26 protein-coding genes are annotated in these 25383 nt (G+C 63.2%); 4 read left to right on the plus strand and 22 right to left on the minus strand.

Going from position 1 to position 25383, the window contains the following annotated elements:
• Positions 1-271 precede the first annotated feature (271 nt).
• The 8 genes from fghA to FJ936_RS05700 form a co-directional block, all read right to left on the minus strand.
• Positions 272-1108: an S-formylglutathione hydrolase gene (gene fghA / locus FJ936_RS05665; protein WP_140790945.1), complete on the minus strand. Its 837-nt coding sequence runs from the start codon at positions 1106-1108 to the stop codon at positions 272-274.
• 239 nt (positions 1109-1347) lie between these two features.
• The gene (locus tag FJ936_RS05670; protein WP_140790947.1) at positions 1348-2094 is read right to left on the minus strand and encodes an SDR family NAD(P)-dependent oxidoreductase; all 747 of its coding nucleotides are present in this window, start codon (positions 2092-2094) and stop codon (positions 1348-1350) included.
• A gap of 38 nt (positions 2095-2132) precedes the next feature.
• On the minus strand, positions 2133-3311 hold the full coding sequence (locus FJ936_RS05675; RefSeq protein ID WP_140790949.1) for an alanine--glyoxylate aminotransferase family protein: 1179 nt from the start codon (positions 3309-3311) through the stop codon (positions 2133-2135).
• Positions 3312-3337: 26 nt separating this feature from the next.
• Complete coding sequence (locus FJ936_RS05680) at positions 3338-4144, minus strand: 4-pyridoxolactonase (RefSeq protein ID WP_140790951.1); 807 nt, start codon at positions 4142-4144, stop codon at positions 3338-3340.
• Between the two features lie 48 nt (positions 4145-4192).
• Complete coding sequence (locus tag FJ936_RS05685; RefSeq protein WP_140790953.1) at positions 4193-5128, minus strand: ABC transporter permease; 936 nt, start codon at positions 5126-5128, stop codon at positions 4193-4195.
• 3 nt (positions 5129-5131) lie between these two features.
• Positions 5132-6229, minus strand: a complete 1098-nt coding sequence (locus FJ936_RS05690) for an ABC transporter permease (protein ID WP_140790955.1) — start codon at positions 6227-6229, stop codon at positions 5132-5134.
• Complete coding sequence (locus FJ936_RS05695) at positions 6226-7794, minus strand: ABC transporter ATP-binding protein (RefSeq protein ID WP_140790957.1); 1569 nt, start codon at positions 7792-7794, stop codon at positions 6226-6228. The genes FJ936_RS05690 and FJ936_RS05695 overlap by 4 nt, the downstream gene beginning before the upstream one ends.
• Before the next feature lie 78 nt (positions 7795-7872).
• Positions 7873-8901 carry a BMP family protein gene (locus FJ936_RS05700; protein WP_140790959.1) on the minus strand — a complete coding sequence of 343 codons (1029 nt, stop codon included), beginning with the start codon at positions 8899-8901 and terminating at the stop codon, positions 7873-7875.
• A gap of 98 nt (positions 8902-8999) precedes the next feature.
• Between FJ936_RS05700 and FJ936_RS05705 the strand changes: the two genes are divergently transcribed.
• Positions 9000-9425, plus strand: coding sequence for a hypothetical protein (locus FJ936_RS05705; RefSeq protein WP_140790961.1), 426 nt, complete (start codon positions 9000-9002; stop codon positions 9423-9425).
• A 35-nt stretch (positions 9426-9460) separates the two neighbouring features.
• Here FJ936_RS05705 and FJ936_RS05710 read toward each other — a convergent pair whose 3' ends face one another.
• The 10 genes from FJ936_RS05710 to FJ936_RS05755 form a co-directional block, all read right to left on the minus strand.
• Complete coding sequence (locus tag FJ936_RS05710) at positions 9461-10471, minus strand: ABC transporter substrate-binding protein (protein ID WP_140617626.1); 1011 nt, start codon at positions 10469-10471, stop codon at positions 9461-9463.
• Between the two features lie 38 nt (positions 10472-10509).
• Positions 10510-11325, minus strand: a complete 816-nt coding sequence (locus FJ936_RS05715; RefSeq protein ID WP_140790963.1) for an ABC transporter permease — start codon at positions 11323-11325, stop codon at positions 10510-10512.
• Positions 11322-12152, minus strand: a complete 831-nt coding sequence (locus FJ936_RS05720; RefSeq protein WP_140790966.1) for an ABC transporter ATP-binding protein — start codon at positions 12150-12152, stop codon at positions 11322-11324. Before FJ936_RS05720 ends, FJ936_RS05715 begins: the two co-directional genes overlap by 4 nt.
• A gap of 60 nt (positions 12153-12212) precedes the next feature.
• Positions 12213-13142, minus strand: a complete 930-nt coding sequence (gene fhmpcd1 / locus FJ936_RS05725) for a 5-formyl-3-hydroxy-2-methylpyridine 4-carboxylate 5-dehydrogenase (RefSeq protein WP_140790968.1) — start codon at positions 13140-13142, stop codon at positions 12213-12215.
• The gene (locus FJ936_RS05730; protein ID WP_140790988.1) at positions 13142-14779 is read right to left on the minus strand and encodes a choline dehydrogenase; all 1638 of its coding nucleotides are present in this window, start codon (positions 14777-14779) and stop codon (positions 13142-13144) included. Before FJ936_RS05730 ends, fhmpcd1 begins: the two co-directional genes overlap by 1 nt.
• A gap of 113 nt (positions 14780-14892) precedes the next feature.
• Positions 14893-15615, minus strand: coding sequence for a class II aldolase/adducin family protein (locus FJ936_RS05735; RefSeq protein ID WP_140790970.1), 723 nt, complete (start codon positions 15613-15615; stop codon positions 14893-14895).
• A gap of 73 nt (positions 15616-15688) precedes the next feature.
• Positions 15689-16147, minus strand: coding sequence for a YbhB/YbcL family Raf kinase inhibitor-like protein (locus FJ936_RS05740; RefSeq protein WP_015315976.1), 459 nt, complete (start codon positions 16145-16147; stop codon positions 15689-15691).
• A gap of 30 nt (positions 16148-16177) precedes the next feature.
• Entirely contained in the window at positions 16178-16768 is a 591-nt protein-coding gene (locus FJ936_RS05745) for an amino acid synthesis family protein (RefSeq protein ID WP_041163678.1), read from the minus strand.
• 67 nt (positions 16769-16835) lie between these two features.
• Positions 16836-17975, minus strand: coding sequence for an NAD(P)/FAD-dependent oxidoreductase (locus FJ936_RS05750; RefSeq protein WP_015315974.1), 1140 nt, complete (start codon positions 17973-17975; stop codon positions 16836-16838).
• A 44-nt stretch (positions 17976-18019) separates the two neighbouring features.
• On the minus strand, positions 18020-18856 hold the full coding sequence (locus FJ936_RS05755; protein ID WP_140790972.1) for an alpha/beta hydrolase: 837 nt from the start codon (positions 18854-18856) through the stop codon (positions 18020-18022).
• Positions 18857-19025: 169 nt separating this feature from the next.
• Here FJ936_RS05755 and FJ936_RS05760 point away from each other — a divergent pair, with 169 nt between their 5' ends.
• From FJ936_RS05760 to FJ936_RS05770, 3 genes are all read left to right on the plus strand, one after another.
• On the plus strand, positions 19026-19697 hold the full coding sequence (locus FJ936_RS05760) for a GntR family transcriptional regulator (RefSeq protein ID WP_140617621.1): 672 nt from the start codon (positions 19026-19028) through the stop codon (positions 19695-19697).
• Positions 19698-19844: 147 nt separating this feature from the next.
• The gene (locus FJ936_RS05765; RefSeq protein WP_140790975.1) at positions 19845-21392 is read left to right on the plus strand and encodes a GMC family oxidoreductase; all 1548 of its coding nucleotides are present in this window, start codon (positions 19845-19847) and stop codon (positions 21390-21392) included.
• Positions 21393-21537: 145 nt separating this feature from the next.
• Positions 21538-22848, plus strand: coding sequence for a divalent metal cation transporter (locus FJ936_RS05770; protein ID WP_140790977.1), 1311 nt, complete (start codon positions 21538-21540; stop codon positions 22846-22848).
• A gap of 94 nt (positions 22849-22942) precedes the next feature.
• Here FJ936_RS05770 and FJ936_RS05775 read toward each other — a convergent pair whose 3' ends face one another.
• The 4 genes from FJ936_RS05775 to FJ936_RS05790 all read right to left on the minus strand — a co-directional run bounded on the left by FJ936_RS05775 (position 22943) and on the right by FJ936_RS05790 (position 25292).
• Entirely contained in the window at positions 22943-23488 is a 546-nt protein-coding gene (locus FJ936_RS05775) for an invasion associated locus B family protein (RefSeq protein ID WP_140790980.1), read from the minus strand.
• Between the two features lie 68 nt (positions 23489-23556).
• Positions 23557-24018 carry a DUF4189 domain-containing protein gene (locus FJ936_RS05780; protein WP_015315968.1) on the minus strand — a complete coding sequence of 154 codons (462 nt, stop codon included), beginning with the start codon at positions 24016-24018 and terminating at the stop codon, positions 23557-23559.
• Between the two features lie 46 nt (positions 24019-24064).
• Positions 24065-24730 (minus strand): hypothetical protein, encoded by a 666-nt coding sequence (locus FJ936_RS05785; protein WP_140790982.1) that lies wholly within the window; start codon positions 24728-24730, stop codon positions 24065-24067.
• 13 nt (positions 24731-24743) lie between these two features.
• Complete coding sequence (locus FJ936_RS05790; protein WP_140617616.1) at positions 24744-25292, minus strand: invasion associated locus B family protein; 549 nt, start codon at positions 25290-25292, stop codon at positions 24744-24746.
• Between the last annotated feature and the right edge of the window lie 91 nt (positions 25293-25383).

The following is a 25383-nucleotide window of genomic DNA, read 5'->3' on the forward strand; positions in this document are numbered from 1 at the left end:
ATTTCTAGAATAATTTCAGAAACTAATGGGCTCCGGCGCCCGAGAACCTTGGCTCGGTTTTGCTATACACGCAGCCATACCCGTTTGAGCGCGTAACGATCGAGTTCGCGGCCGATTTCCGCGCCGCCGCGTCAGCATCAGCGTGCTCAGGCTCTTGCCCTGCGGATCCTGCGCCAGCGACATAGCCGAAGGCGCGGCCGACACCGCCTATGGGATTGCCTTGCCGGACCCGAACCCGATCCTCACGGAGTGAGTGCCCCCTGGCGTGCTCCTACTTGGCCAGGCGCGCGGCGTGCCACTTCAAATGGTCGTCCATGAAGGTCGAGATGAAATGATAGGAGTGATCGTAGCCTTCCTGCATGCGCAAGGTGAGCGCGATGCCGGACTTCTTGCAGGCGTCTTCGAGAAGCCATGGCCGCAGGCCGTCCTTGAGGAAGCCATCGGCGGTGCCCTGATCGACCAGGAATTCGCCGAAGCGGTGCCCGTCTTCGATCAGCGCTGTTGTATCGTAGGCGCGCCAGGATTTCTCGTCCTTGCCGAGATATTTTTCCAGAGCCGGCCGCGACCAGTCTGCCGTCATCGGCTGAACGATCGGTGCGAACGCCGAGCAACTTCTGAAGTGCTCGGAGTTCTTCAGCGCGATGGTCAGCGCGCCATGCCCGCCCATGGAGTGGCCAAAAATCGACTGGCGCTCCATATCGGCGGGGAACTGGCTGGCGATCAGGGCCGGCAGCTCGTCGACGATATAGGAGTGCATCCGGTAGTTCCTGGCGAAGGGCTGCTGCGTCGCGTCGAGATAGAAGCCGGCGCCCGAGCCGAACTGCCAATTATCCTTTTCGTCGGCCACACCCTCGCCGCGTGGGCTTGTGTCGGGGCAGACCACGATCAGGCCGAGCTCGGCCGCCAGACGCCGGTATTCGCCCTTGTCCATGACATTGGCATGAGTGCAGGTGAGGCCCGACAGATACCAGAGCACCGGCAGTGGCCCATCCTTGGCCTGCGGCGGCACGAAGACGGCAAAGGTCATGTCGCAGGCGCAGGCTTCGGAAGCGTGTGAATAAACACCTTGCACGCCGCCATGCGACTTGGACGTGGAAACGACTTTCATCAGCTCTGCCTTCTCGTCAAGAAATCCCGGCCCGGCATAGCGGCCGGATGCATCGCTCGCAACCGCGAGCCGCTAATAAGTCCCGGCGGCGTTATCGAGGTGCACCCCGATAAATGCCGCCGGTAGACGCCAGGCTTTGCGAACACGCTGACCTAGCCGGGAGGCTGGAGGCCAGCGAAAAGCCAGACGTTTCGATGGCCGGCGATCGGGCCGGCAGGCGCCGGACTTGACGATTGCCCTTAGTGCCTGATCATCCCGGCGTCGACATTCAGCGTCTGGCCGGTGATCCAGCGGGCGTCGTCGCTGGCCAGGAACGACACGACATCGGCGATATGTTCGGGCTGGCCCTTGCCCTTCATCGCCTGGAGCATCTCGACGAAGCCGAACGCCTCGTTGTGCGGGCTTGCCTTGACGCCATCGCTCTCGATCAGGCCGGGCGTCACCGCATTGGCCGTGATGTTGTACTTGCCAAGCTCGGTGGCCAGCGCCCGGGTGAAGCCAATGACGCCGCCCTTGGCCGCGACATAGGCCGCCATGTTCGGCGTGCCGGCAAAGAAGGTGTTGGAGGCGATGCTGATCACGCGTCCGGCCTTGCCCGCCGCCCGCATCTGGTCGGTCGCCGCGCGGGTGACGATGAAGGTCCCCGTCAGGTTGACGTCGATGATCTTGCGCCAATGGTCGAGGTCGACGTCGTCCCAGGCGACGAACGGCACGATGCTGGCATTGTTGACCAGGATGTCGACGCCGCCGGTGAGTGCCTGTATCTCGCCAAACAGCGCTTTCACCGAAGCCGGATCGGCAATATCGGCTGCAATCGCCTTCGCCTTGCCGCCGATTTCGGCGGCCGCGGCCTTGGCGCCCTCGGCATTGATGTCGCTGACGATGACGGTCGCGCCGTCGGCCGCCAGCCGCACCGCGATCGCCTTGCCGATGCCTTGTGCCGCCCCCGTCACCAGCACCGTCTTTCCCGCAAGCCGTTCAGTCATGAAATTTCTCCCTCAATGCGCAGTCTGTTGATGTCTGTTCAGGCGTCGGCGTCGATCACCGCCAGCGCCGCGTCGATGCCCTTGCCGACCGCAAGCTTCTGGCCAGCCGCGTTCATGGCGCCGCCAAGCGCCGTCAGCGCCGCGATCGCATAGATCGGCTGTGCCGTCGGGCCCATATGGCCGATGCGTGTAAGCTTCCCCAAAGTTTCACCGCGACCCGACGAAAACACCACGCCGTAGCAGGCGCGCGCTGCCTGGCGAAGTGCTTTCTCGTCGACACCGTCGGGTGTGCGAACGGCCGTGGTGCTCGGCGAGGCGATTGCATCGCTGGCGGCCCAGATCGACAGGCCCATGGCGACGACGCCTGCCCGCATGGCCTTGGCCGTCAGTGCATGGCGCGCCCAAACCGCTTCCGGCCCCTCGTTGAGATAGAGATCGAGTGCCACATCGAGGCCGTTCACTTCGGCCACCGAGGGCGTGAAGGGGAATGGCTTGTCGCGAGACCAGGCGTTCTCCCAGTCGACGATGCTCAGCATCGAGGCGCGGGGCGCCGCCTTGTTGGCCTTCATCTTGGCCCAGGCGCGGTCGCTGACCCCCATGATCGTCAGCGCTGGCGGCGCGCCAAGACATTTGCCCGGGCCGGTCACATAGATGTCGGCCTTGCAGTCCTCCGGATGCGTCTTCATGCCACCGAAAGACGACACGGCATCGACGATCAGGTAACCGCCATGCGCCGACACCAGCGCGCCGATGGCATCGATCGGGTTGATGGTGCCCGACGGCGTGTCGTGATGGCAGACGGAGACGACAGTGATTTCCGGATGCGCCTTCAGCATGGCGGCAACCGCCTGCGGGTCGATCGCCTCATTGTAGGGCACTTCGATTTCGAGGAGATGCGGTGAATAGCGCTTCGCCCAATAGCCGAACCCCTTGCCGTAGACGCCCGAGGCAAGGTTGAGCACGACGTCGTCCGATGTGATCAGCGACGCCGCTGCCGCCTCAAGACCCAGCACCGGCTCTCCGTGCAGGATGACTGGCTTGTTGGAAAGCCGCATCGCTTTTTGAGCCTTGTCGACGACCTTCTCATAGAAGAGCTGGAAGGCCGGGTCATAGTCGTAGAGCACGGTGCGGCCGAGGCCCCGCAGCACCTCGGCATAGGCATTGACTGGCCCCGCCGTCAGCGTGAGGACCGGATCCGCGTGATCGGGATAGCGCATGGTCTTGGTCTCCGGATTGACGGCGATCAGCCGTAGAACTGTGTGCCGGTTTTGTAGGTCTTGAAGTTGTCCATGTCGTGCGAGTACATCAGCTCGGCGTCATGGTCCTCGGCAAGTTTCTTCACCCTGCGCATCGAATTGACGCCCGCGACCGGGTCGATATGGAAGGCCGCCTGGCAAAGCGTTTCCAGGCTCTTCTGCGTGTACGCGGCGTCGATCGTGAACATGATCGGCTTGCGCTTGGGAAACTCGACCAGAAGGCTGTAATGGCCGATCGAGTGGCCGGGGGTCGAGATCAGCCTGACGCCCTTGGCCAGTTCGATGTCGCCGTCGATGCCCTCGAAGGTCGAGTTGGCCCGTGTCGTGCCTGCCAGCAATTGCGCGGTCGCGCCGCGTGCCTCCGCCGCTTCCGCCGAGAAGCTCAGATCGGAATAACCGAGATGTTCGAAGGGCTGCGGATTGCAGGCCTGCGGCACCTCCGAACGGTGGCAGATCTTCTTGGCATGCGGAAAATACTTGTTGCCGCCGCAATGGTCGAAATGGAAGTGCGAGTTGACGACGACGTCGATGTCCTTCGGCTCCAGCCCGAGCAGCGCCAGCGCGCCGGGAATGGTCTGGTGCTTTTCCTGGATCGGCTTCTCGAAGGGCAGCACCTTCATGACATGGTCGTAGTCATAGCCGGTATCGATGAGGAAGCGGCCCTCGGCATGCTCGATCAGGATCGAATAGACGGGGAAGCGCACTTCGCCGCCTGGGCCACGGTTCCAGAACACATGATAGCCGTCGAGGACAAGTGAGCCGCCGTCGAGCAGGTAGACCTTGGTATCCGACATTGTTGCCTCCTTTTCCGGCGCGGGTTCCATCCGCGCGTCTGGTTTTTCTCAGCGCGCGCCGCGCTCGTATGGAATGCCCAGTGCCGCCGGCAGGCTGGCCCGCCGCCCGAACAGCACCAGCATGATCATCACCGCCAGGAACGGCAGCATCTGGATGACATCGGTCGGTATGTTGATGCCCGCCACCTGCATGGCCGTCGTCAGCGACAGGCACACGCCGAACAGAAGAGCGCCGAACAGCACCCAGATCGGCCGTCCCCGCGCCAGCATGGCCAGCACGATGCCGAGAAAGCCGGCGCCATTGGTGATGAACGGAATGAACAGGCCCGCTCCGACATTGGCGAGATAGGCGCCGCCAAGCCCTGCCAGCGCGCCGGTCGTCAGCACCGCGATGGTGCGGGTCCTGATGACGTCGATGCCGGCGACATCGAGCGCGGCCGGCTTGTCGCCCGCTGCCTGCAGGTTGAGACCGAGTTGCGTGCGGCGGTAGAGGTAGCTCATGGCGAACACCAGGGCGACCGCCAGATAGACGATCAAGTGATGCCTGAAGAAGGCCGGGCCGAGCACCGGAATGTCGGACAGCACCGGAATGACGGTTGCGTCCGCCGCCGGCAGGCGGGGATAGCTGCGCGAGAACTGGAAATGATGGAGCAGCGCCGTCAGGCCTTCGAGACCAAGCGTCAGCGCGATGCCGATGACGATCTGGTTCAACCCGATGCGCACGCAAAGCAGCGCCATGATCAGCGCCACCGCGACGCCGCCCGCAGCGCCGGTGAGGAAGCCCAGCCACAGCGATCCCGAATAGAATGCGCCGACGAAGCCGAGATAAGCGCCGGCCAGCATCATGCCCTCGATGCCGATGTTGAGCACACCGGCCTTTTCCGACATCTGCTCGCCGAGTCCGGCAAGCAGCAGCGGAATGGCGGCGGTGACGGCGCCAAACAGCAATGCGCTGAGAAAGACTTCGCTGAAGAGCCCGGTCATGCCCTACGCCTTTCTCGACTGATGATAGCGGTGGTCGACATATTCGGCCAAGGCGAGCACGATCAGCACGATGGAGACCAGCACCAGCGTGAAGTGATTGGGCACGCCAAGCCGCCGTGCAGCACTTTCGCCGCCAATCGACAGCACCGAAAGCAGGAACACGAAGCCGATCGCGGCAAAGCCGTTCATGCGGGCGAGAAACACGGCCGGAATGACCGCCAGCCCATAGGCGGGGTTCCAGTCGGCGCGAACATTGCCTTGCACGCCGACGATGTCGACAGCGCCGGCAAGGCCGGCGAGCCCGGCGGAAATGGCGAAGACGGCAATCGTCAGGCCGGGCACACCCAGCCCCGAATGAACCGCCGCGCGTGGATTGGCGCCGACGATCCGCAATTTCAGGCCGAACGCCGTGCGTGTCATCACCAGATGCACGATGATGATTGCCGCCAGGCCGAGCAGCAGGCCACTGGTGATGGTGGTTTCGAACAGGCGCGGCAGCCGGTCTTCCACCGGCAGCGTGCGGGTCTGCGGCACGGTCGTGCCGGGATCGCGAAACACCAGCTTGACCAGCACATTGGCGAGCGACGTGCCGAGGAACGTCATCATCAGGGTGGTGATGATCTCGTTGACACCGTGATAGGCGCGCAGCAGCGCCGGCACCAGCGACCAGATCACGGCGACCACCATTGCGATCAGGAACGCGCAGAACAACGCCAGCCAGGCTGGCATGACCTGCACCAGCACGGGAGCGCTGGCCGCCGCCGTGACGGCTCCGAGCAGGAACTGGCCGTCGCCGCCGAGGTTCCACATGCCGGCGCGAAAGGCAACGATCAGGCCGGCGGCGAGGAACAGCAGTGGCGCCATGCGCGTCAGCGTCTGCTGGATGCCGAGCGGCGAGAAGAGGCCCTTCTCCAGCACGTAGCCATAGTAAGCGAGCGGGTCGACGCCGACGGCAAGCAGAATGCAGCCGGCGATGACGAGAGCAGCAAGGATCGGCCCAAGCGTCATCAGCAGCCGGTGCACTATGTCTCGCCGCGTGGCGGCGGCGCTCGTGGCATCGAGTGCGGTGGCGCCGGCGGTGGGTGCGGTGTCGATGCTCATGCGGCAAGTCCGATCATCAGGCGGCCGACCCTGGCACGGGCGTCGTCGGCATTCGCCACGGTGCCGACCAGGGCGCCATTGGCGATGACGGCGATGCGGTCGCACATGCTGAGCAGTTCCTCGAGGTCGGTGGAGATCAAGAGTACGGCGAGGCCGCGTGCCGCCGTGTCGCGGATGCGCTGGCGCGAGGCCAGCGTGTTGGCGAGATCGAGCCCGTAGGTCGGCTTGTTGAAGATCACCACCTTGGCGCCTTCGGCCAGTTCCCGCGCCAGCAGCACCTTCTGGATATTGCCGCCGGAGAGCCGCGCAACGGGCGTCTTCAGGCTTGGCGTGCGCACATCGTATTCGCGCACCAGTTCGGCGGCGCGTTTGTCGATCTCGGCGCGCTGCTCGACGCCGCTGCGCCAGAAGGGCGCCGCCCCTAGCTGCTTGAGGAAGAAGTTCATGGAGACCGGGAACGTGCCGACGGTGCCCTCGCCCAGCCGGTCGTCGGTCAGGTAGCGAAGGCCGCATTGGCGGCGTTCGCCGACGCTCAGGGCCTCGATGGGGGTGCCCTCCAGCCGGACCGAGCCGCTGGTCGCCACCCGTTGACCGGCCAAGGCCTCCGCCAGCTGTTTCTGGCCGTTGCCATCAATTCCCGCGATGCCGAGTATCTCGCCCGGACGGATGTCGAAGGAGACCGACGACAGGCCGGGTGCATTGTCGGTCGGCGCGACCGTGAGATCCGCGACCTGCAGCAGGGGCGCGGCACTGGCATCGACGGCGCGGGCCGGACGTTCGACCGCTTCGGGATCGTCCTTCTGCTTGCCGAACATCAACTCCACGATCTCGGAAATAATCTCCTGTTCGCCGAGCGTGCGAAACCGCTCGGGCGGGATCTCGCCCACCTTGCGGCCGAGCTTGAGAACCGAGATGCGGTCGCCGAAGGCGGCCGCCTCCTTGAGCTTGTGGGTGATGAAGACGATCGCCAATCCCTGTTCGACGAGGCGCCGCATCAGCGCGCCAAGTTCCTCGATGCCCCTCGGCGTCAGCATCGAGGTGGATTCGTCGAGGATCAGCAGCCGGCTGTTGCGCACCATGGCGCGCAGGATTTCGACTTGCTGCTGCTCACCGAGCGAAAGTTCCGAAACCTTGGCATGCAGTTTTACCGTGATGCCGAGGCTGCCAGTGATCTCGGCCACGCGGGCCGCAAGCTCTTCGGTCCTCGGACGCTGCCACCAGGGCCCGCCAAGAAGCAGGTTCTCGGCGACCGTCAGGGTGGGCACCAGCATCATGTGTTGGAACACCGTTCCGATGCCAAGCGCCAGCGCATGGCGCGGCGACGTGATCGGCGTCGGCTTGCCGTCGACCAGTATGCGCCCCTCGTCCGGCTGCTGCAGGCCAGACAGCATGCCGATCAAGGTGGATTTTCCCGCGCCGTTCTCACCGAGCAGCACATGCACCTCGCCAGGGCGGATCGACAGGTCGACGCTGTCGTTGGCGACAATGCCGGGAAAGCGTTTGGTCACGGCTTCGAGCGCGACGATGTCGCGGCTGTCGACGGGCGATGAAGAAAGACTGCTCATGAAAGCCCAGCACTGGAAAACGGGAAATATCCGGAGGGGCGAACCGATCGCCCCTCCGGCAGCCGACTTCTGATCGCCTTACTGGGCGACGCTTGTCATCAGTGCCCTGACGGCGGCCGCGTCATAGACTGGCTCGACCTTGATCTTGCCGGAAATGACGTCCTCGCGAAGCGCCTGGATTTCGCCCCAGACCTTGTCGGGGATGGCGGCGGTCTTCAGCAACTGCACGGAATCGTCCTTGAGGCCGATCGAATAATGCTTGGTACCGAACGTGTCGGCCTTCAGGTCGGCGATCATCGCCGCGTAGACCGGTTCGATGTTCCACACCACCGATGACAGCAGGAAGCCCTTGTCGATTGGCGACTTGTCGCCGATGACGTCGATGAAATAGACCTTGCCGCCATCGGCGGCCTTGGTCGTCTCGACCGCCTGCAGCATGCCGAAGCTGGAGCCGTTGCCCTGGCCGAAAATGATGTCGGCGCCCGAGGCGATGACACTTTCGGTGACGCGCTTGCCGCCGGCAGCGTCACTGTAGGCGGCCGGCCCGATCACCGCATAGGTGATCTTGACGTCCGGGTTCTCCGCCTTCACCCCTTGCGCGAACGCCGCCGACTGCGAGTTCCACGATGGCGGTTCACCGGAGACGACGATGCCGACCGACTTCGAGCGCGACATCTTGGCGGCGAGACGGCCGGCCAGATAGGCGCCCTGGTGGCCGCTCAGCGTGTAGTCGGCGACGAGGCCTTTCTCCAGCCCGTTCGGCGTATCGACGATCGCTACCGGAACCTTCAGTTCCTTGGCGATCTCGGGCGCCGAGGTGTTGTAGCCGCTGGCATGCGCGATCAGCAGGCTGGCGCCGTCGGACGCGAGCTCGCGCAGCGTCGGACGGACATCGCCATAGCCGAGGCCCTGCGCCACGACCACCTCGACGCCGGCTGCCTTGCCGGCTGCCTTGGCGGCGTCGATGCCTTGCTGGTTCCAGCCATAGTCCGTGCCTTCTTCAGGCGTGAGGATGGCGATCGACTTGACTTCGCCGGCAAGCGCGCCGCCCGTCAAGATACCAGACAGTATTAATGCACTTACGCTGCGCTTCAGGATCTTTAACATGTTACCCTCTCTGTTTGATTTCCAATCAATATTTTTATTGTTATTGCGCACAAGCGAGATAGACTGCCTGAGAAAGCTACCCATGGAGCTCAGGCAAAGTGAAAGTCCGTTATATCCTCCCCGTGATGTTGGCGTTCACATCGCTTGCCAACGCCGTTGAGTTGCACCACGTGATCGTCCGCAAGGGCACCGACGGGCTCGATATGGTGCCGTTGACGATTTCGAATGCCGGCAAGGAAGGCGTGTCCTGCAACGCCGACTTCGCCCACTGGTATTCAGAAGGGATCGCCACGATAGAGCCGGGCATGAGCGCTCGTGTCGAACTCTGGTTCGATCCCAAGACCGGCACCTTCACCATCCTCAACGACAAGCGCGAAAACCTGCCGGTCGAGCGCCTGTGGTGTGGCCTCGCGGGTCGCGCATATGCCACGCGCGGGCAGATCGCGCTCGACCGAACCGACGCCGCCAAAGGCGAGCGCGAGGTGTCCTGCGGCATGGAGCAGGACAGCCTGGCATGCCGGTAGGCGCTCATTGATCGGTCCGTCCGGGCCATGGTGCCCTATTCCTTCGCCAGGAACTTGTCGGTGAAGACGTCGTCGGCCGACAGCGCCGCTTTGAGCACGCCCTGGTCGGTGAGCGTCTTCAGCGTTTCCTCCCACTGCGTCTTCGTCATCCAGCCGAGGCCGTGGTCCTTGGTGTCGGGGCTGGTGAAGGTGGAAGCGATGTCCGCGTTGATCTGGGCCAGCAGCACATCCTTCTTGTCGGCATAGCCTGGAGCAGCCTTCGCCGTGATCTCGGCGGCTTCTTCCGGATGGGCGACAACATAGTCGAAGGCTTCCCTGTAGGCCTTGACGAAACGGGCGACGACGTCCGGCTTGTCCTTGATCATTGTCTCCGAGGTGAACAGGCCGGAGCCATAAGCCTTCCAGCCATGGTCGGCGCCCATCATGATGCTGAGCGAACCGGGACCGCCCGCCTTGGCTTCCAGTTCGGGAACCTCGGCGTCGACATAGCCGACCACCGTCTGGACCCGGCCGAGAAGCAGATAGCTTTCATAGGGCGGCGAGACACTGTTCAGCGTCATGTCCTTTTCGGTCAGGCCGTTGGCCGCCAGGAAGCCCTTGAAGAAGATGTAGGTCGAGCCCGCTGGATGAATGCCGATGGTCAGGCCCTTGAGATCGGCCGGCTTGGTGAGCTTCACCGTCTTGGCGAGCGACATGATTGCCAGCGGCGAGTGCTGGTTGACGGCGGCCACCGCCACCACCGGAACGCTCTGCGAGCGGGCGACGGCGAGCGTGGGAAGATCGCCGAAACCGAAATCCGCGTTCCCGTTGCCCACCAGCCGCATGGCATCCGGCGAACCCGAACCCTTTCGGATTTCAGCGACGTCGATGTCGTTCTTGGCGAAGAAGCCTTTTTCCTTGCCGACGAAGAACATGGCGTGGTTGCCGCGCACCACCCAATCGAGTTGGACGGTGACCTTGTCAGCCGCCAGCGCCGCGTTCGAGAAGCCAAGCGCGCCGGCAAAGGCCGCAAGCGTGGCTACCTTGATAAGTGAGCGTCTCAGCATTTTTGTTCCCTTTTATTGACGGTGGTTGATCGAGAGGCCTAGGCCTGGCTGAATTTCGGTGCCCAGGGCACCACGATGCGTTCGAGGATTTCGGCGGCATAGTAGAAGGCGATGCCAAGCACGGAGACGAGCAGCAGCGCCGCGAAGACCAGCGCGGTGTCGAGCTGGGTCGAGGCGAACTGGATGACGTAGCCCAAGCCGTCCGAGGCGCCGGCGAATTCGCCGACAATGGCGCCGATCACGCTCAGCGTGGCCGCGATCTTGGTTCCCGCCATCAGGTTCGGCAGCGAATGCGGAACGCGGATCCTGAACAGGATCTGCGTCGGGCTGGCGCCGACCGAATTCATCAGCGACAGCAGCGAACGGTCGACCGACTGCATGCCGGCCAGCATCGACAATGTCACCGGAAAGAAGGCGATGACCAGGATCAGGCCGATCTTGGGCGCGAGCCCATAGCCGAACCAGAGAATGAAGATCGGCGCCAGCGCTACCTTTGGCACGTTCTGGAACAGCACCACCAGCGGATAAAGCGCCCGGCCCAGCCAGTCGAAGCGCACGATGACCAGCGCAATGGCGACGCCGACAACCACGGAGACAAGGAACCCGAACAGGATCTCGCCTGCCGTCACCAGTGTCGCTTGCATCAGCGTAGCCCATTGCGCGACCAGCGATTGCGCGATTTCGGACGGGGCAGGAATGATGAAGGCGGAGATGGCGAAAATTCGCACCACGGCTTCCCATACGACGATCGTCGCCAGCAAAAGTATGATCGCCGGCAGCCAGCTGCCGGTCGCGGCCACCCAACTCGAGGTAAGCCGCGAGTCGGAGGGATTGGTGATGGGTTGATCGCTCATGACGCGCCTCCCGGTTGGTGGCTGGCGCGCAGCATGGTGCGCAGTTGAACCACCAGCCTGACGAACTCCGGATCTTCCGTCACCGACAGATCGCGCGGATAGGGCAGGCCAATATCGAGGCTCTCGGTGATCCGGCCGGGCTTGATTCCCAGCACATGAACATGGCGAGACAGGTGAATGGCCTCGTCGATGGAGTGGGTGACAAGAACGATGGTCTTGCCGGTGCGCTGCCAGATCTCCAGCAGCGACTGACCCATCTGGTCGCGGGTAATGGCGTCGAGCGCGCCGAACGGTTCATCCATCAGCAGCACCGCCGGATCGAGCGCCAGGGCCCGCGCGATGGCGACGCGCTGGCGCATGCCGCCCGACAATTCGTTTGGACGCTTGTGGGCAGCATCGCCCAGGCCGACCAGCTCAAGCATCTCCTGGCCGCGCGCCCGCAGCTCCGCGCGCGAAAGCGACTTGTCGGCGATGCCGAGCAGCATGGAAGCGTTGTCGACGGCGTTCTTCCACGGCAAAAGGTTGGCGTCTTGGAAGACGAGGCCGATCATGCGCTTGCGCGCCGCCTCGACCGGCGAAAGCCCGGCGATCGAAACGCTGCCGCTTGTCGGATTTACAAGTCCGGCCAGAACCTTGAGCAAGGTGCTCTTGCCGCAGCCGGAAGGACCGATGAGGGAAACAAACGATCCCTTCGGTACCGAAAGATCGATGTTCTGCAGAACCAATTGCCTGGCCATGACAACCGAAACGCCCTTGGCGGAGATCAGGTCGTCGTGACGTATATGGGCCGGCCGGCCACCGGCTGCCCGGATGGTTTCAACACGCATGGCTTGGCCCTCCATGCGGTACCTCAACCCGACCGGCCTTGTGAGCACGATGTGTCATGGCTACTCCCGGCCCTCCAGGATGCGCCGCACCGCGACGAGCTTGCGCGCCCGTTCGCCTTGCAGCGCCTTTGTCTGCTCGGGCGTGTAGGAGAACATGCCCTCCCCCGACTTGATGCCGAGCTTCGACGCGTTCGTTTTTTCCAGCACCATCGGCGCGACATCGTCGCGATTGGAGAGATCGGCGTTGAGGAACGACGAAACGGACTTGTAGATATCGAGGCCCGCCATATCGAGCAGCGCCATCGGCCCGATGACCGCGATCTTATAGCCGATGCCCCACGAGACGCAGGTGTCGAGATCTTCCGGCTCGATGACACCGCGCTCGACAAGGTCGACCGCCTCGCGCAGCAACGCATAGAGCACGCGGTTTTCGACGAAGCCCGGAACATCCTTCTTCACCACCACCGGCAAGAGACCGATCGAGCGGATCAGGTCGCGAATCGTCGTCACGATACGCGGCGCGGTCTTTTCGCCTGCGATCACCTCGATCATCGGGATGATATGCGGCGGGTTCGACCAGTGCATGCCCACCATCCGCTCGGGATGGGAGACGTGCGCCTGCAGCTTGGTGATCGGAATGCCCGACGTGTCGGACGCCACGATCGTGTCCGATGCGATCAGGCTGTCGATCGTGCGATAGACATCGGCCTTGATCGAAATGTTTTCCGGAACGTTCTCGATGACGAGGTCGGCGCCCGATACCGCGTCTGCGATATCATCCGTGAAGCGGACCGTTCCGGCGCCGGCCGGAGGCACCGCGATACCCAGGGCGTCGAGAACGCCCTCGGCCACGCCCAGCATGGACCCCGCGCGCTCGATCGCGGCCGGGGCAACATCGTAGGCGACGACCTGCAGGCCGCCCCTGGCGAGCCGGGCGGCCATGCCAGGCCCCATCGTACCCAGACCGATGATGGCGATACGCTGGATCATTATGCTGCCCTGCTTTGCGTTGCTGCTTTTGATGCCGCGATAAGGTCGGCGGCTTTCTCGGCGATCATGATCACCGCCGCGTTGATGTTTCCGCAGACCAGGTCGGGCATGACGGAAGCGTCCACCACCCTCAGGCCGTCGACGCCGCGAAGCCGCAATTGCGGGTCGACGACCGAGGCCGCGTCGGCACCCATCCGGCAGGTTCCTGCCGGGTGATGCACGGTGATCGAGGTCTTGCGGATATGCTCATCGATCTCGTCGTCGCTCTGGCACTTCGGGCCAGGGAAAAACTCCGCCTCGATGAAGGGCTGCATGGAGGGCTGCGACGCGAGGTCCCTCGCCACTCGGAAGCCGGCCCGAAGCGACTCCCAATCCTTCGGCGAGGCGAGGAAATTCTGGTGGATCAGTGGCGCCACGAGAGGATCGGCCGAGGCCAATTTCACCGCGCCCCGGCTTTCAGGCTGCGTCGCCACGATCCGTGTGGCGAACCCGTCCGGAAATGGCGCCTTGAACGGCTCCAAATACGGCCACGCGGCGAGCGGGGCGGCCGTGAACAGCAGTTGCACATCCGGCAACGGACGCTCCGGGCCGCTTTTCAGGAACGCGACGACCCCACCGGGCACATCTCCCGAGAAACCTCGTCCCGTGAAGTAGGTCTTGGCGAAATCGAACCCGATCCGGTCGGCACGCATGTTGCGAAGGAAAGGGCCGCCCGGCCCCCGGCGCCGGTACATGAGAATGACCGAGACGTGATCCTGCAGGTTCTTGCCGACCGCCGGCAGGTTGACCCGCGTCTGGATACCGTGCGTCGCGAGTTCCTCTGGCGCCCCTATGCCGGACAGCATCAGAAGTTGCGGCGTGTTGATGACGCCGCCCGAGAGCAGGACTTCCTTGCGGGCGACGACCGACCGTTGGCCGCCGCCATGGTTCACAACCACCCCGGTGGCGCGTGTGCCCTCCAGCGTGATCTTCGTCGCCGTCGCTCCGGTCAGCACGGTCAAATTGGGCCGCTTCAGGGCTGGCCGCAGATAGGCGGACGCGGTCGAGCTGCGCCGACCTTTCGAGATTGTCATCTGGAGGCGGCCGAAACCTTCCTGCCGCTCACCATTGTAGTCGTCCGTCTGTGGATATCCTGCCTCCACGCTGGCCTGCGCAAACGCGTCGATCAGCGGGTCCTTGTAACGGCAGAACTGGGTGCTGACCGGACCATTGCCGCCGCGAAAGTGGCTCGCGCCTCCTTCCCAGCTCTCCTGCTTGCGGAAATAGGGCAGCACCTTGTCGTACGACCAGTCTTGGAGCCCGCTGGCCGCCCAACGGTCGTAATCGCCGCGATTTCCCCGCACATAGGCCATGGCGTTGGTCGACGAAGATCCGCCGATCACCTTGCCGCGGGCGCACTCGACTCTGCGTCCGCCGACATTGTCTTCCGGTTCGCAGAAATACATCCAGTCGTGACGTCGCTCGGTCAGGATCTTGCCCCAGCCAAGCGGGATGTGGATCATGGGGTCGCGATCCCAGCCGCCGGCCTCGAGCAGCAGCACCGAACATCCGGGGTCGGCGCTCAGCCGGTTGGCGAGCACGCAACCGGCCGATCCGGCCCCAACGATGATGTAGTCGTAACTTTCCGCGTGCGGCATGGTGCGTTTCATTGCCTTGGTCCGGCGCTCCTGCGCCAGGGAACTATTGAAACCGAGCCTGGACCATCCCGGCCGGGGCCGGATGGACTAGGTATTCCTCAAGGCGGCCGGCACTAGGCCAGGCCGGCCTCTCTCAGACGCTGCGACCAGTGATTCCATCCTCGATCGATCTGGGCGCCGACGAGTTTTCCTGCCGTCTTTATCTCGCCCGGCGATAGATATTTGATGTTGCCGATCCGCAGGCCGGCCGTGAGCGCTGCCGCTTCCTGCTCGAGATAGAACGCCCGGAAGACGACCTCACGCACGGAGTTGCCGACATTGACGACGCCATGCCGCGCCATGAGCACCACTGTCTGGTGGCCGAGACTTTCGGCGATATCAGCGCAGATCCCGGGGCTGCCGCCGAAGAGATCCGTCTCGTCGCCATTCTTGTCGCGAATCTCGTAGACCGGGACTTTCTCGCCGATGAAAGCTCCCATGTGGGTGACCGGCCGAAGCGGCGTATCGACGAAGCAGTACGGCAGGACAGCCGGAGAATGGGTGTGGAGCACACACTGAACGTCGGGCCGCGCCTTGTAGATCTCGCTGTGGATGTAGCGCTCAAGATAGGACGGCCGATTGTCCGACGTCTCGCCGTCGAGATTGAAACGCTGGATGTCGTCGACGGTTATCAGGCTCGGAGCAAGCTTCTGCGCCAGGAAGAAGCTTTGGGGATCCTGGGGGTCACGGGCACTGATGTGCCCGAACGTATCCATGATGCCTTCGTTCAGAAGGATCTTCGTCGCCGTGACCAGCTCTTCGAAGACCGTCTGGTGCGCTGGGCTGTTGTCTTTCATTTCCAAATTCTCCCATTTCGCGGAGCTGGCGACCATTTTTATTCTTATTTATCGGTCGCCGGCGTCGCGGATTTCACTTGTTTTCGTAGAGGCCAACGATCCGGTTTTGCTCGATGATGTTCCCGGCGTATTTCTGCAGGAACTCCTCCCTGGTAGGGGTCCCTTCGACCTTGGTGTCCAGGGCATAGACCCAGAAGTAATAGTGATGTTCTCCATGGCCTGCAGGCGGCTGGGGCCCGTAATACTGCTTGCCGCCGGCGCCGTTTGGCCCGACGCGAAACTTTTCCTGCGCGTCCGAAAGATCGGTGGTCGACGGATCGATGCCGTAGACGACCCAATGGGTGAAGCCGTTGGGCAAGGGCGCGTCGGGATCATGGCAGATGACCGCGAGTTCCTTCGTGCCCGCGGGGACGCCGCTGACCGTAAGCCTGGGCAACACATTGCCTTTGTCGCCGGCATGCTCGTCGCGCAACTTCCCGAGCGGCTTGAAATCCGCCGACGTAATCTTGAGGTCCTTGATGTTCAGGGGCATGGAATTCGTCCTTCGCCAATTTCGATCGAACTAGACACCGGCCTTGAGGTCGGCGACGGATTTGCCCCCGACGCGCTGATGAACGCGCGGACCCGATGCGACGGCCACGCAGATCAAAAGCTCATCGGGGCGCGGGCCATCCGGCACCGAAAATGTGACGGCATCATAGTGGGAACGGATGTAGAGCTCGTCCTTGTGGGCAAGCGGGATATCGATGGATGTGCCGGCTGCGGCGACCTTGCTGACCGACGAGATCCAGGCCTTGCCGCCGCCCACTTGCTGACGCAGCGGATCTCCGAACACCGTGGTGATGCAGGCGACGACATGTTCCTGCTCGCCGGATGTGCCCGCGATACCGCCTTTGCCATAGCTTTCGACTGGCCTGTTGCCGAGCAGCGCCACCGCCCGCTCGCCGAGCGCATGACCGATGGCTGAACTGGGATTGGTCAGGTCGGACAGTTCGGCGACGAACTTTCCGGCGAACGGATTGCGGATGACCACGCCAGTCGCGACTTTGACGAGGGTCTCGCCAGGCTGGCCGCCATCATGCCGGCTTTCCTGGACCGAGGCGTACCACCCCCTGACATCGTAATCCCGTTCGACTTCACTGGAATAGTTCATCTTTATCTCCTGAAGGGAGCGCAGCTTGCGCGCGCGCCGATTAATGCGTTGAGCGGCTCGTCCGATGCTACTGCGGCCATGAGAAGACGCCGCGCAGCGGGTCGTAGCGGGCTGCTTCCAATGCCGCCGGCGTGAACATGTTTCCCTTCGAGAGCGAGCGGTTCGCCGCATAGTCGCCGGACAGGGCCTGGCAGCGATCGGTGATCGGGCGAATGCGCTTTTCCCACGCGACGAGCGCGTCCTCGACCGAAGAGCCAGTCTGCAAATCTTGCGACAGGCTGAAGGCATTGACCATCGCGCAACCGGCGCCCTGGGCAAGAGCCGGACACATCGCATGCGCGGCATCTCCCACCAGGGCGACCTTGCCTCTTGTCCAGCTGTCAAGCTTGGTCGTTTCGTACTTGTCGTACCTGGCCGTTTTCAGCTTCGCCGCCTCGATCAGGCACGGCTCCAGGAAAGGGAACATCTCGACCCAGACCTCAAGGTCGATCGGGACCTGCGACCCCCGGGGATCGGCGGCTGGAGCCATGAGGCCGAGATAAAGCTCATTCTCGTTGCAGGGCGAGTAGAGGATCCGCTGAACGCGCGGCCAGAAGTTCCACATGTCTATGGTGTTGTCCCACTCGCCGTGACCGAGTTCCTTCTTCTTGCGAGGCACGATCAGCCGGATGAGACCGTCCTTGGAGACCCATCGGTCCTGCTTGAAGCCAATGGAGTCCCTGACCTTGGACCCAACACCGTCGGCGCCGACGATCAGGTCGGCTTCGAGAACCTCTCCCGTCTGAAGCGTCAGGCGACCTTCCGGATCGGCGGCAACCGCTTCGGAGTTGACCGATACGTCGACACCCAGCGCGCGGGCGCGGTTGACCAGGGCGTCATGCAGGTGGCTCCGGGTCATGATGCGCCACGGGAGACCGTTGAACGTCTCCTTGGAAACCGACTTGTTATGCATCCAGGTCTCGTAGGTCGGGGGCGTGTGCGAACCTTGGAGAACATCATCCAGGGCGCCCAGTCCTTCGAGCACGCGAAGGCCATTGTGCCAGAGATAGATGCCCGCGCCGAATGCCCGCAGCTCCGAGCTCTTTTCGTGCAGCCTGACATCCCAACCGTTCTGCCTCAGAGCGATGGCGGCGGTCAGACCGGCAAAGCCGCCGCCAGCGACCTCGGCACGGCGCGCCTTACCCTGGGTTTTGTTTACATTGGCCATTTTCTATCCTGATGCTGCGTACAAGAAGACGGCGTGCTGGGCCGTCAGGCGTCGATGAAATTCGTGATCGCTTTCAGCGTGATCTCGGGAGATACCTCGTTGACGTAGTGGTCGGCGCCCGGAACGACGACCACGGGCAGATCGGGCCGTAGCCGGCTTGTTTTCGCCAGCGCCGCCGCCGAAACCAATTTGCTCGCCTCGCCCCGAACGATGAGGACGGGCTTCGCCACATCCCGATAGGCGGGCACCAGGTCCGATCGCAGGCCCTTGGCCGTCTGGGCCATGGCCGCGGGCGACGCCAATGGTCGCAGCCCGCCGTCGACCCGCTGATAGCCGCTCTCGGCTCGGATCCTGATGGCGTCGGCGGGAATGTTCGGATAGCGGCCAGCAAGATAGGCTTCGACGGCCTTGATATCCTCGAAAAGCTGGCTTCCCGCGTTCACCCGGGCTTCCAGCGCATCCAACGCTTCGGTCTCGATATAGGGCGTGAAGTCGATTGCGATGACCGACCGCACCAGATCTGGATGTCGCACGGCTGCCGTGACGGAGTTTCTCGCGCCAAGCGAATGTCCGACGAGGATGGCAGGACCCCGGTCGAGGGTACGGATCAAGCCGGCAATGTCGTCGGCGTAGTCATGCGCCTCGTAACCGCCTTCCGGCTTGTCGCTGTGGCCGTGCCCTCTCTGGTCGACGGCCACGGTCGTGAAGCGATCCGAAAGCCTAGCCATCAACGGCGTGAAGACCGCGGAATTGGAGGTAATGCCATGGAAAAAAAGCATCAACGGGCCGTTGCCGGCCTCGCGCACATTCACGGTGATGCGGCCGGTGTCGATGCGTCGCGAGCCAAATCGGTCGGAAGCTATCCCTGCCGCAATGTTCATGATCCTCACCGTCACTGCCCGTCTCGGTCAAAAGGATCATACAGCCAGAAGGACGTCAAGCAGATTGTCTGACATTCTTGCAATCTTCAGATTTGACAATCTGGCTATTTTCCACGGCGTGACGTATGCTGGTTAGGAGATTGCGACTCAAACCGATGAGACGTTAGAAATGCCTCCAGATTTGAATTTGCGAATTTCTCCACGAACAGTTCAACGGGAGACCGTCGACAAGTTGCGGCTCGCCATCTTCTCCGGATTGTTCCAGCCGGGAAGCCGCCTCATCGAAAGTCAGCTGTGCACACAGCTTGGCATCAGCCGCCCTTCGCTAAGGGAGGCTTTGCGCAGTCTCGAGGCCGAGCGCCTGATCGAGATCGTCCCCAACCGCGGGCCGTCGATACCGTCGCTTACGTGGGAGGTGGCAACCGCCATCTACGAGGTTCGAGAGCTGCTTGAAGTCGAGGCCGCGGGACGCTGCGCGTCGAGAATTTCCCCGGAGCAGTTGCTTGAACTCGAGAAATCTCTTTCCGCGTTCGAAGCGGCGGCGTCCAGCAATGACAGCCTGGCACAGGTCATGACCGCCGCGGACTTCTATTCGATCATACTGGCCAATTGCGGCAACCCGATCCTTGAGGAGGTCCATCGTGGCCTTGTAGCCAGGATCAGCTTCTTTCGCGGACGATCGATGTCCTTGGATGGCAGGGCACAGAGCAGCCTGGCGGAGATGAAGGAGATATACGAATCCATCGCCGCCGGCGACGAGAAGGCCGCCCGCAAGGCCTCCAAAAATCACCTGTTGAAGGCCAAAGCGGCAGCGAAGATGTCCATGGACAGCGCGATTTGAGTCTTTCGAAAGACAGTTGCTCCGCCTGAAACCCGAAGCCTTTGAGGATGTCGCGGATCGACTGTCCGCGCACAGCTCGATGCGTAGGCCACCTCGTGCCGGCGCCAAACTTGCCGACCAAATACGCAAGCGTCAGATGGAGTGATGATGAGCTGGGCGAATTTTGAGCTCGAACGGGATGCCGATATCGTCATCGTCGGCGGCGGGTCGGCTGGCGCATTGCTTGCGGCGCGACTGAGTGAAAAGCCGGACAGCCGCGTTCTGCTGATCGAGGCAGGCGAAGAAGCGGTGGATCCCGACATCTGGAACCCCGCCGCATGGCCGGCACTTCAGGGCCGTGGCTACGATTGGGACTATCGCACGGAGCCGCAAGCCGGGACCGCTGGCCGGGTGCATCGCTGGGCGCGCGGGCGGGTGGTCGGCGGCTCGAGTTGCCTGCACGCGATGGGTTACATGCGTGGTCATCCCCGGGACTTCCAGGCATGGGTCGACGCGACCGGCGATAACAGATGGAGCTGGGATGAATTGCTGCCCGCGTTTCGGGCTATCGAGGATCACCCGCTCGGCGGCAACGGCCTTTACGGCAAGGGCGGGCCGATGCCCGTCCATTTGCCGGCCGACGAGGTCAGTCCGGTCGCGCGCGCGTTTATCGAAGCCGGCGCTTCGCTCGGCCTGCCGCGTCTTGAAGGGCACAACAGCGGGGAGATGATCGGCGTCACCCCGAACTCCTTGAACATTCGCGATGGGCGGCGGGTTACGGTGGCGGACGCCTGGCTCACGCCGGCTGTTCGAGGCCGCGAGAACCTGACCATCCTCACGGGATCGCGAGTGCGGCGGCTTAACCTGGCGAGCAATCGGGTCCGCGGCCTCGAAATCGCAGGGCGACAGGGTCCGGTCGAAATCCTCGCGGATCAAATTGTCCTTTGCGCCGGCGCGCTGGAAAGTCCGGCTTTGCTGATGCGCTCGGGCATCGGTCCGCACGACATGCTCGATACCGCCGGCGTTGGCTGCCTAATCGATATGCCGGAAGTCGGTCGAAACCTTCAGGATCACCTGCTTGGCGCCGGCAACCTTTATGCGGCTCGCAGGCACGTTCCTCCATCGCGCCTCCAGCACTCGGAATCGATGGCGTATATGCGCGCCGACGGGTTCACCGGTACCGGTCAGCCCGAAATTGTCGTTGGTTGCGGCATCGCGCCCATCGTGTCCGAACGCTTTCAGGCGCCTTCCGCCGGCACGGCATATTCGCTGCTGTTCGGGATCACCCATCCGATGAGCCGCGGCAGCGTGCGCATAAGCGGGCCGGAGCTCGACGATCGGTTGATCATCGACCCCGCATATTTGCAAAGCGGCCGGGACCGTGCGCTGTTTCGCCAGGCGCTCGAGGCAGCCCGGACGATCGGACATCGGGATGAACTCGCCGGCTGGCGCGAGCGCGAACTCCTGCCAGGCAGCCTGAACAGCGCGGCTGACATGGACGACTTCATCGCGCAGTCGGTCATCACGCATCATCATCCCTGTGGCACTTGCAGGATGGGCAAGGATCCGGACGCCGTCGTCGATGCGGATCTGCGGCTGAAGGCGCTCGACAATCTTTTTGTCGTCGACGCGTCGATCATGCCCAGTCTAACCGCGGGACCTATACACGCCGCGGTTCTCGCGATCGCCGAGACCTTCGCTCGATCGCGCGCCTGAGAAATAGCATATCGCCGGCAAAGCAAGCACGACCTGGCGACACGGCACCAACGGCGTTTCAGCGCTAGCTAACGGAACCGAATGGCTATCGCCGAATTTTGCTTCAGGCGGATTACGGAAGGGACCCCGTATTTGGAGCACCTGCATGAGCAACATAAGCGCCGAAGTCTCTGAGAAACAGAGCAATCTTCGGGCAAAAGGGCCATTCCAGCGGCTGCTGCGCACAATCGGGCCTGGTTTCATCACAGGCGCTTCGGACGACGATCCTTCGGGCATCGGCACCTACAGCCAGGCGGGCGCCCAGTTGGGGTTCAATGTCGGCTGGACGATGGTCTTCACCTTTCCGCTCATGGTCGCGATCCAGGAGATAGCAGCGCGAATAGGCCGGACGACAGGTCGAGGTATTTCCGGCAACCTCGCACGGCACTACCCGTCTCCGCTGATGTATTTTGTAGCCTTGCTTTTGTTCGCCGCCAACGTGATCAACATCGGGGCGGACCTGAGCGCGATGGCTGATGCATTGTGGTTGCTGGTGGGCGGCCCAAGCTCGCTTTACGTCGTTGCGTTCGGCGTGGCATGCGTTTTGGCGATCGTCTTCCTCGACTACAGCCGCTACGTCACGGTCCTGAAATGGACAACGCTGAGCCTCTTTGCCTACGTGGTGGCCGCGTTTCTGACTGATATCCCATGGGGCGAGGCGCTCAAGGGAATCGTTGTTCCGCATGTCGAATGGAGCCGGGCGTTCTTCACGACGCTTCTGGCCATACTCGGCACCACGATTTCTCCCTACCTGTTCTTCTGGCAAGCATCGCAAGAGGTCGAAGAGGAGAAGATCGACCCGAAGGCCAAGCCGCTGAAATGGGCACCGTGGCAGGCGCCGCGCGCGTTCCAGCGCATTCGCGCCGACACCTTGGTGGGCATGGCTTTTTCGAACCTGATCGCCATTGCAATCATTGTCACCACGGCCGCCACCCTGCACAGGGCGGGGGTGACCGACATCAATTCCTCCACCGACGCAGCCAAGGCACTGGAGCCGGTCGCGGGCAAATTCGCCTTTGTGATTTTTGCGATGGGGATTATCGGCACTGGCCTTCTCGCCGTGCCGGTTCTCGCCGGCTCGGCCGCTTTCGCCGTGGGCGAGGCGCGCCGCTGGCCAGTGGGGCTGGAGCGCAAGCCGAAGCAAGCGATGGCATTCTATGCGACCTTGGCCGCCGCCGTGGTGCTGGGAATGGGGATCATGCTGACGCCGATCGATCCCATCAAGGCGCTTTACTGGAGCGCCGTCATCAACGGCATATGCGCGGTTCCCGTAATGGTCGTCATGATGCTGATGACCGGGCGTTCCGAGATCATGGGCGAATTCCCCGTCGAGGGCTGGCTGCGCTTTCTCGGCTGGCTCGCGACGACTGCGATGGGATTGTCGGTTATCGGCCTCGCGCTGCAATGGGCCTTTTGAAATGACCCGACCGGGTCAGGCTCCGGTATGACGCTGAGCGCCCGCAGGGTACGAGGACCTTGGCATCCGCCGGCAGTCGCGTACGGCACCCTCGTCAACGTGCGCTCAGCGCGACCATGCGATCGAGGGCGGCGCCAAGGCCTTTCAGCGACACCGGAAAACTCAGCTTGATGTCGGCCGCGGTGGTGACGTCGAGTTTCAGCTCGGTCCCCGCCTTGAGCTTCTGCATCAGCGCCCGGTCGATCGGAAACAGCGCCACGCAGCCGTTCGGCAGGCAGGTCCTGAACTTCAACGGCCCGACGGGCGGCTGGTCGTCGATCTGGGGCGTCACGCCGGGCTCGAACAGGATGCCGAAGGGCAGCAGCAAGGTTCCGATCAGCCCGCCCTTCTGCCCCACGCGCAGTTCCACGGCCAGAAGCCTCTGGCCGTTTTTCTGCGTCTGGTCCTGCGTGACCGTGCAGACCCGGGAATTGTCCTGCATGCCGCAGGCCAGCTGCCAGTCCTGATAGGTTTCCTGGAGCGACGATGCGCCATTGGGAAGCGAAGCCTGCTGCTGTTGCGCGAAAACGGCCGGCACCGAAGCGGCGAAGGCAGCCGCGCAGATGACGGCTGCCTTCGGGAAAAGCTGTCTACGAACCAATGAATGCTGCCTTCTCTTGGGTGCCGGGCAAATGCCCGAAGTAGCGGCTCGAGGACCCGTGTTTATCGTCACGTACAGACCCATTCACGGATCTTGCATTGGGTCCCCCCTGCCTCGCAGGCTTGCAGGGCGAGATCCTCCGCTTCCCGGCGGGTCTCGGCGGAGTTCACGCCCCACGGGGTGAACCGGTGCTCCACTTTGTCTGCCACGGCGAGCGCGCCGCAATGCTTGTAGGGAAATCCGGTCTTATCGTCGTCCGTCCAATGACGGTGATTGCGGAACACGGTAACGACGTTGCAGGCCTTTCCACCGGCATTCTCGCAATATTTCTGCGCTATGTCCTTCGCTTCCTGCCGCTTGTCGGCGCCCCAGAAGAAGCCGTATTTGGTATCGGTCTGGGAGTAGGCGATTGCGGCCCAGATGCCTTTCTCCTCCTGCGGTGGCTCGGACGGCTCCACCAGATCGGCCGAGACGACCTGCCCGCTCCACAGCAAGGCCATGCACAAGACTGTCAAACGTCGCGATTTCATGGTCCGCAATCCTTTCCAGGGCGCCTCGCCCATTCGCCTGACATTCTCACTTGGCCGCCGATGCGATGGAAATCACCACGCACGTGTTGCCGGTCGGCAGCACAAGGGCTTCGCCCGTGTTGCCGCCAAGCTCGTAGACTTCGACCTGTCCGAGATGATCCGTGATCTTGCTGCCTTGCGGAAGCGCGGACGTGACGTCGGCGCAGGGGCTGGCGAACGGCGCCACCCGCACCATGGTGCCTTCGCAACCCGTGGCGGTGGGCGAAGCAAAAACGATGCCGGCGGCCGGCCCGCTGTAGCGCTCGGTCGCATAGTCCAGGCCGACAAGCGCCTGCACGGCGTGCTTGTCGGCGGCCTGGTCGCTCCACAGCGACTTGACGCTGTATTTCGAGCCGGTCGTCAAGAGCTGTCCGAGCACCGGATAGACGGTTGAACAGGCCTGCACGCCGGATTGCTTGACGTGTTGGAGGAAGGGCGAGTCCGGCAGCGCGGGCGGCGCCGTGCCGGCCTGAGCGGCCGTCGGCGTGCCGACGAGACCGGCGATCGCGGCATAGTTCGCTGCGGCGAAGCCGATGCCCATCATGACCAGCCCCAGCGCACACAAACCGATGACGCGCGGCCAACGCCGCGGCGGCTCGACGGTCCTCTTGCGGTCCGGCTCGACGGTCGGGTTGCTGCGCGTCGCGGAGATGAACGGGTCTTGCTGGCTCACGGTGCTGCCTCGGTTATTTGACTGGCGCAAGGGCCTCGGACAGCCCCTTGAGCGTTGCGGTGACGGTAACGGTCTGGCCATCGACGGTCGGGTAGGAAATCGCCGGCGTCGCCTTCTGCGCTATCTCCTGGCGCATCAGGGGTCCCACCGGCAGCATGCCGACACAGACCATTTCGTTGCAGCCATTCAGATGCACGTCGATGGATTCGGCGCGCCCCTCGAACTTCAGCGATACCAGCCCATCGCTCCTGGCGTTCGGCGCGGTGCGCAGGATCATGTAGGGCTTGCCGTCCTGGGTGGCGGCGAGCGACCAGCTGAACGCCATCTTGCCCGCCCCGTCCTCGATCACCTGCGAGACGTTGCAGACCTTCTTGCGCGCCTTGAGGTTCTCGTCGCAGATCAGCGTCCAGTTCTCGAAGGGACGGATGGTGCGCTGGTATTGTCCGAGCTTCACGTCCGGCGGCACGACCACGTCGGAGGGCTTGACCCTATAGGGCGAAGCCGTCTGCGCGGCAGCCGGCGCCAGCCCGCCGGCAAGCGCCAGGCAGGTCAGGAATGCCATGGCTAGTCCGGGAAAACCAAACGGGTTTCCCGGATTCGAGCCTGGCCTGACATGGCCGGTTCGCCTGTTCATTCCCGCCCCAGGTCCCCGC

The organism is Mesorhizobium sp. B2-4-13 (assembly GCF_006658535.1).
Lineage (GTDB): Bacteria > Pseudomonadota > Alphaproteobacteria > Rhizobiales > Rhizobiaceae > Mesorhizobium > Mesorhizobium australicum.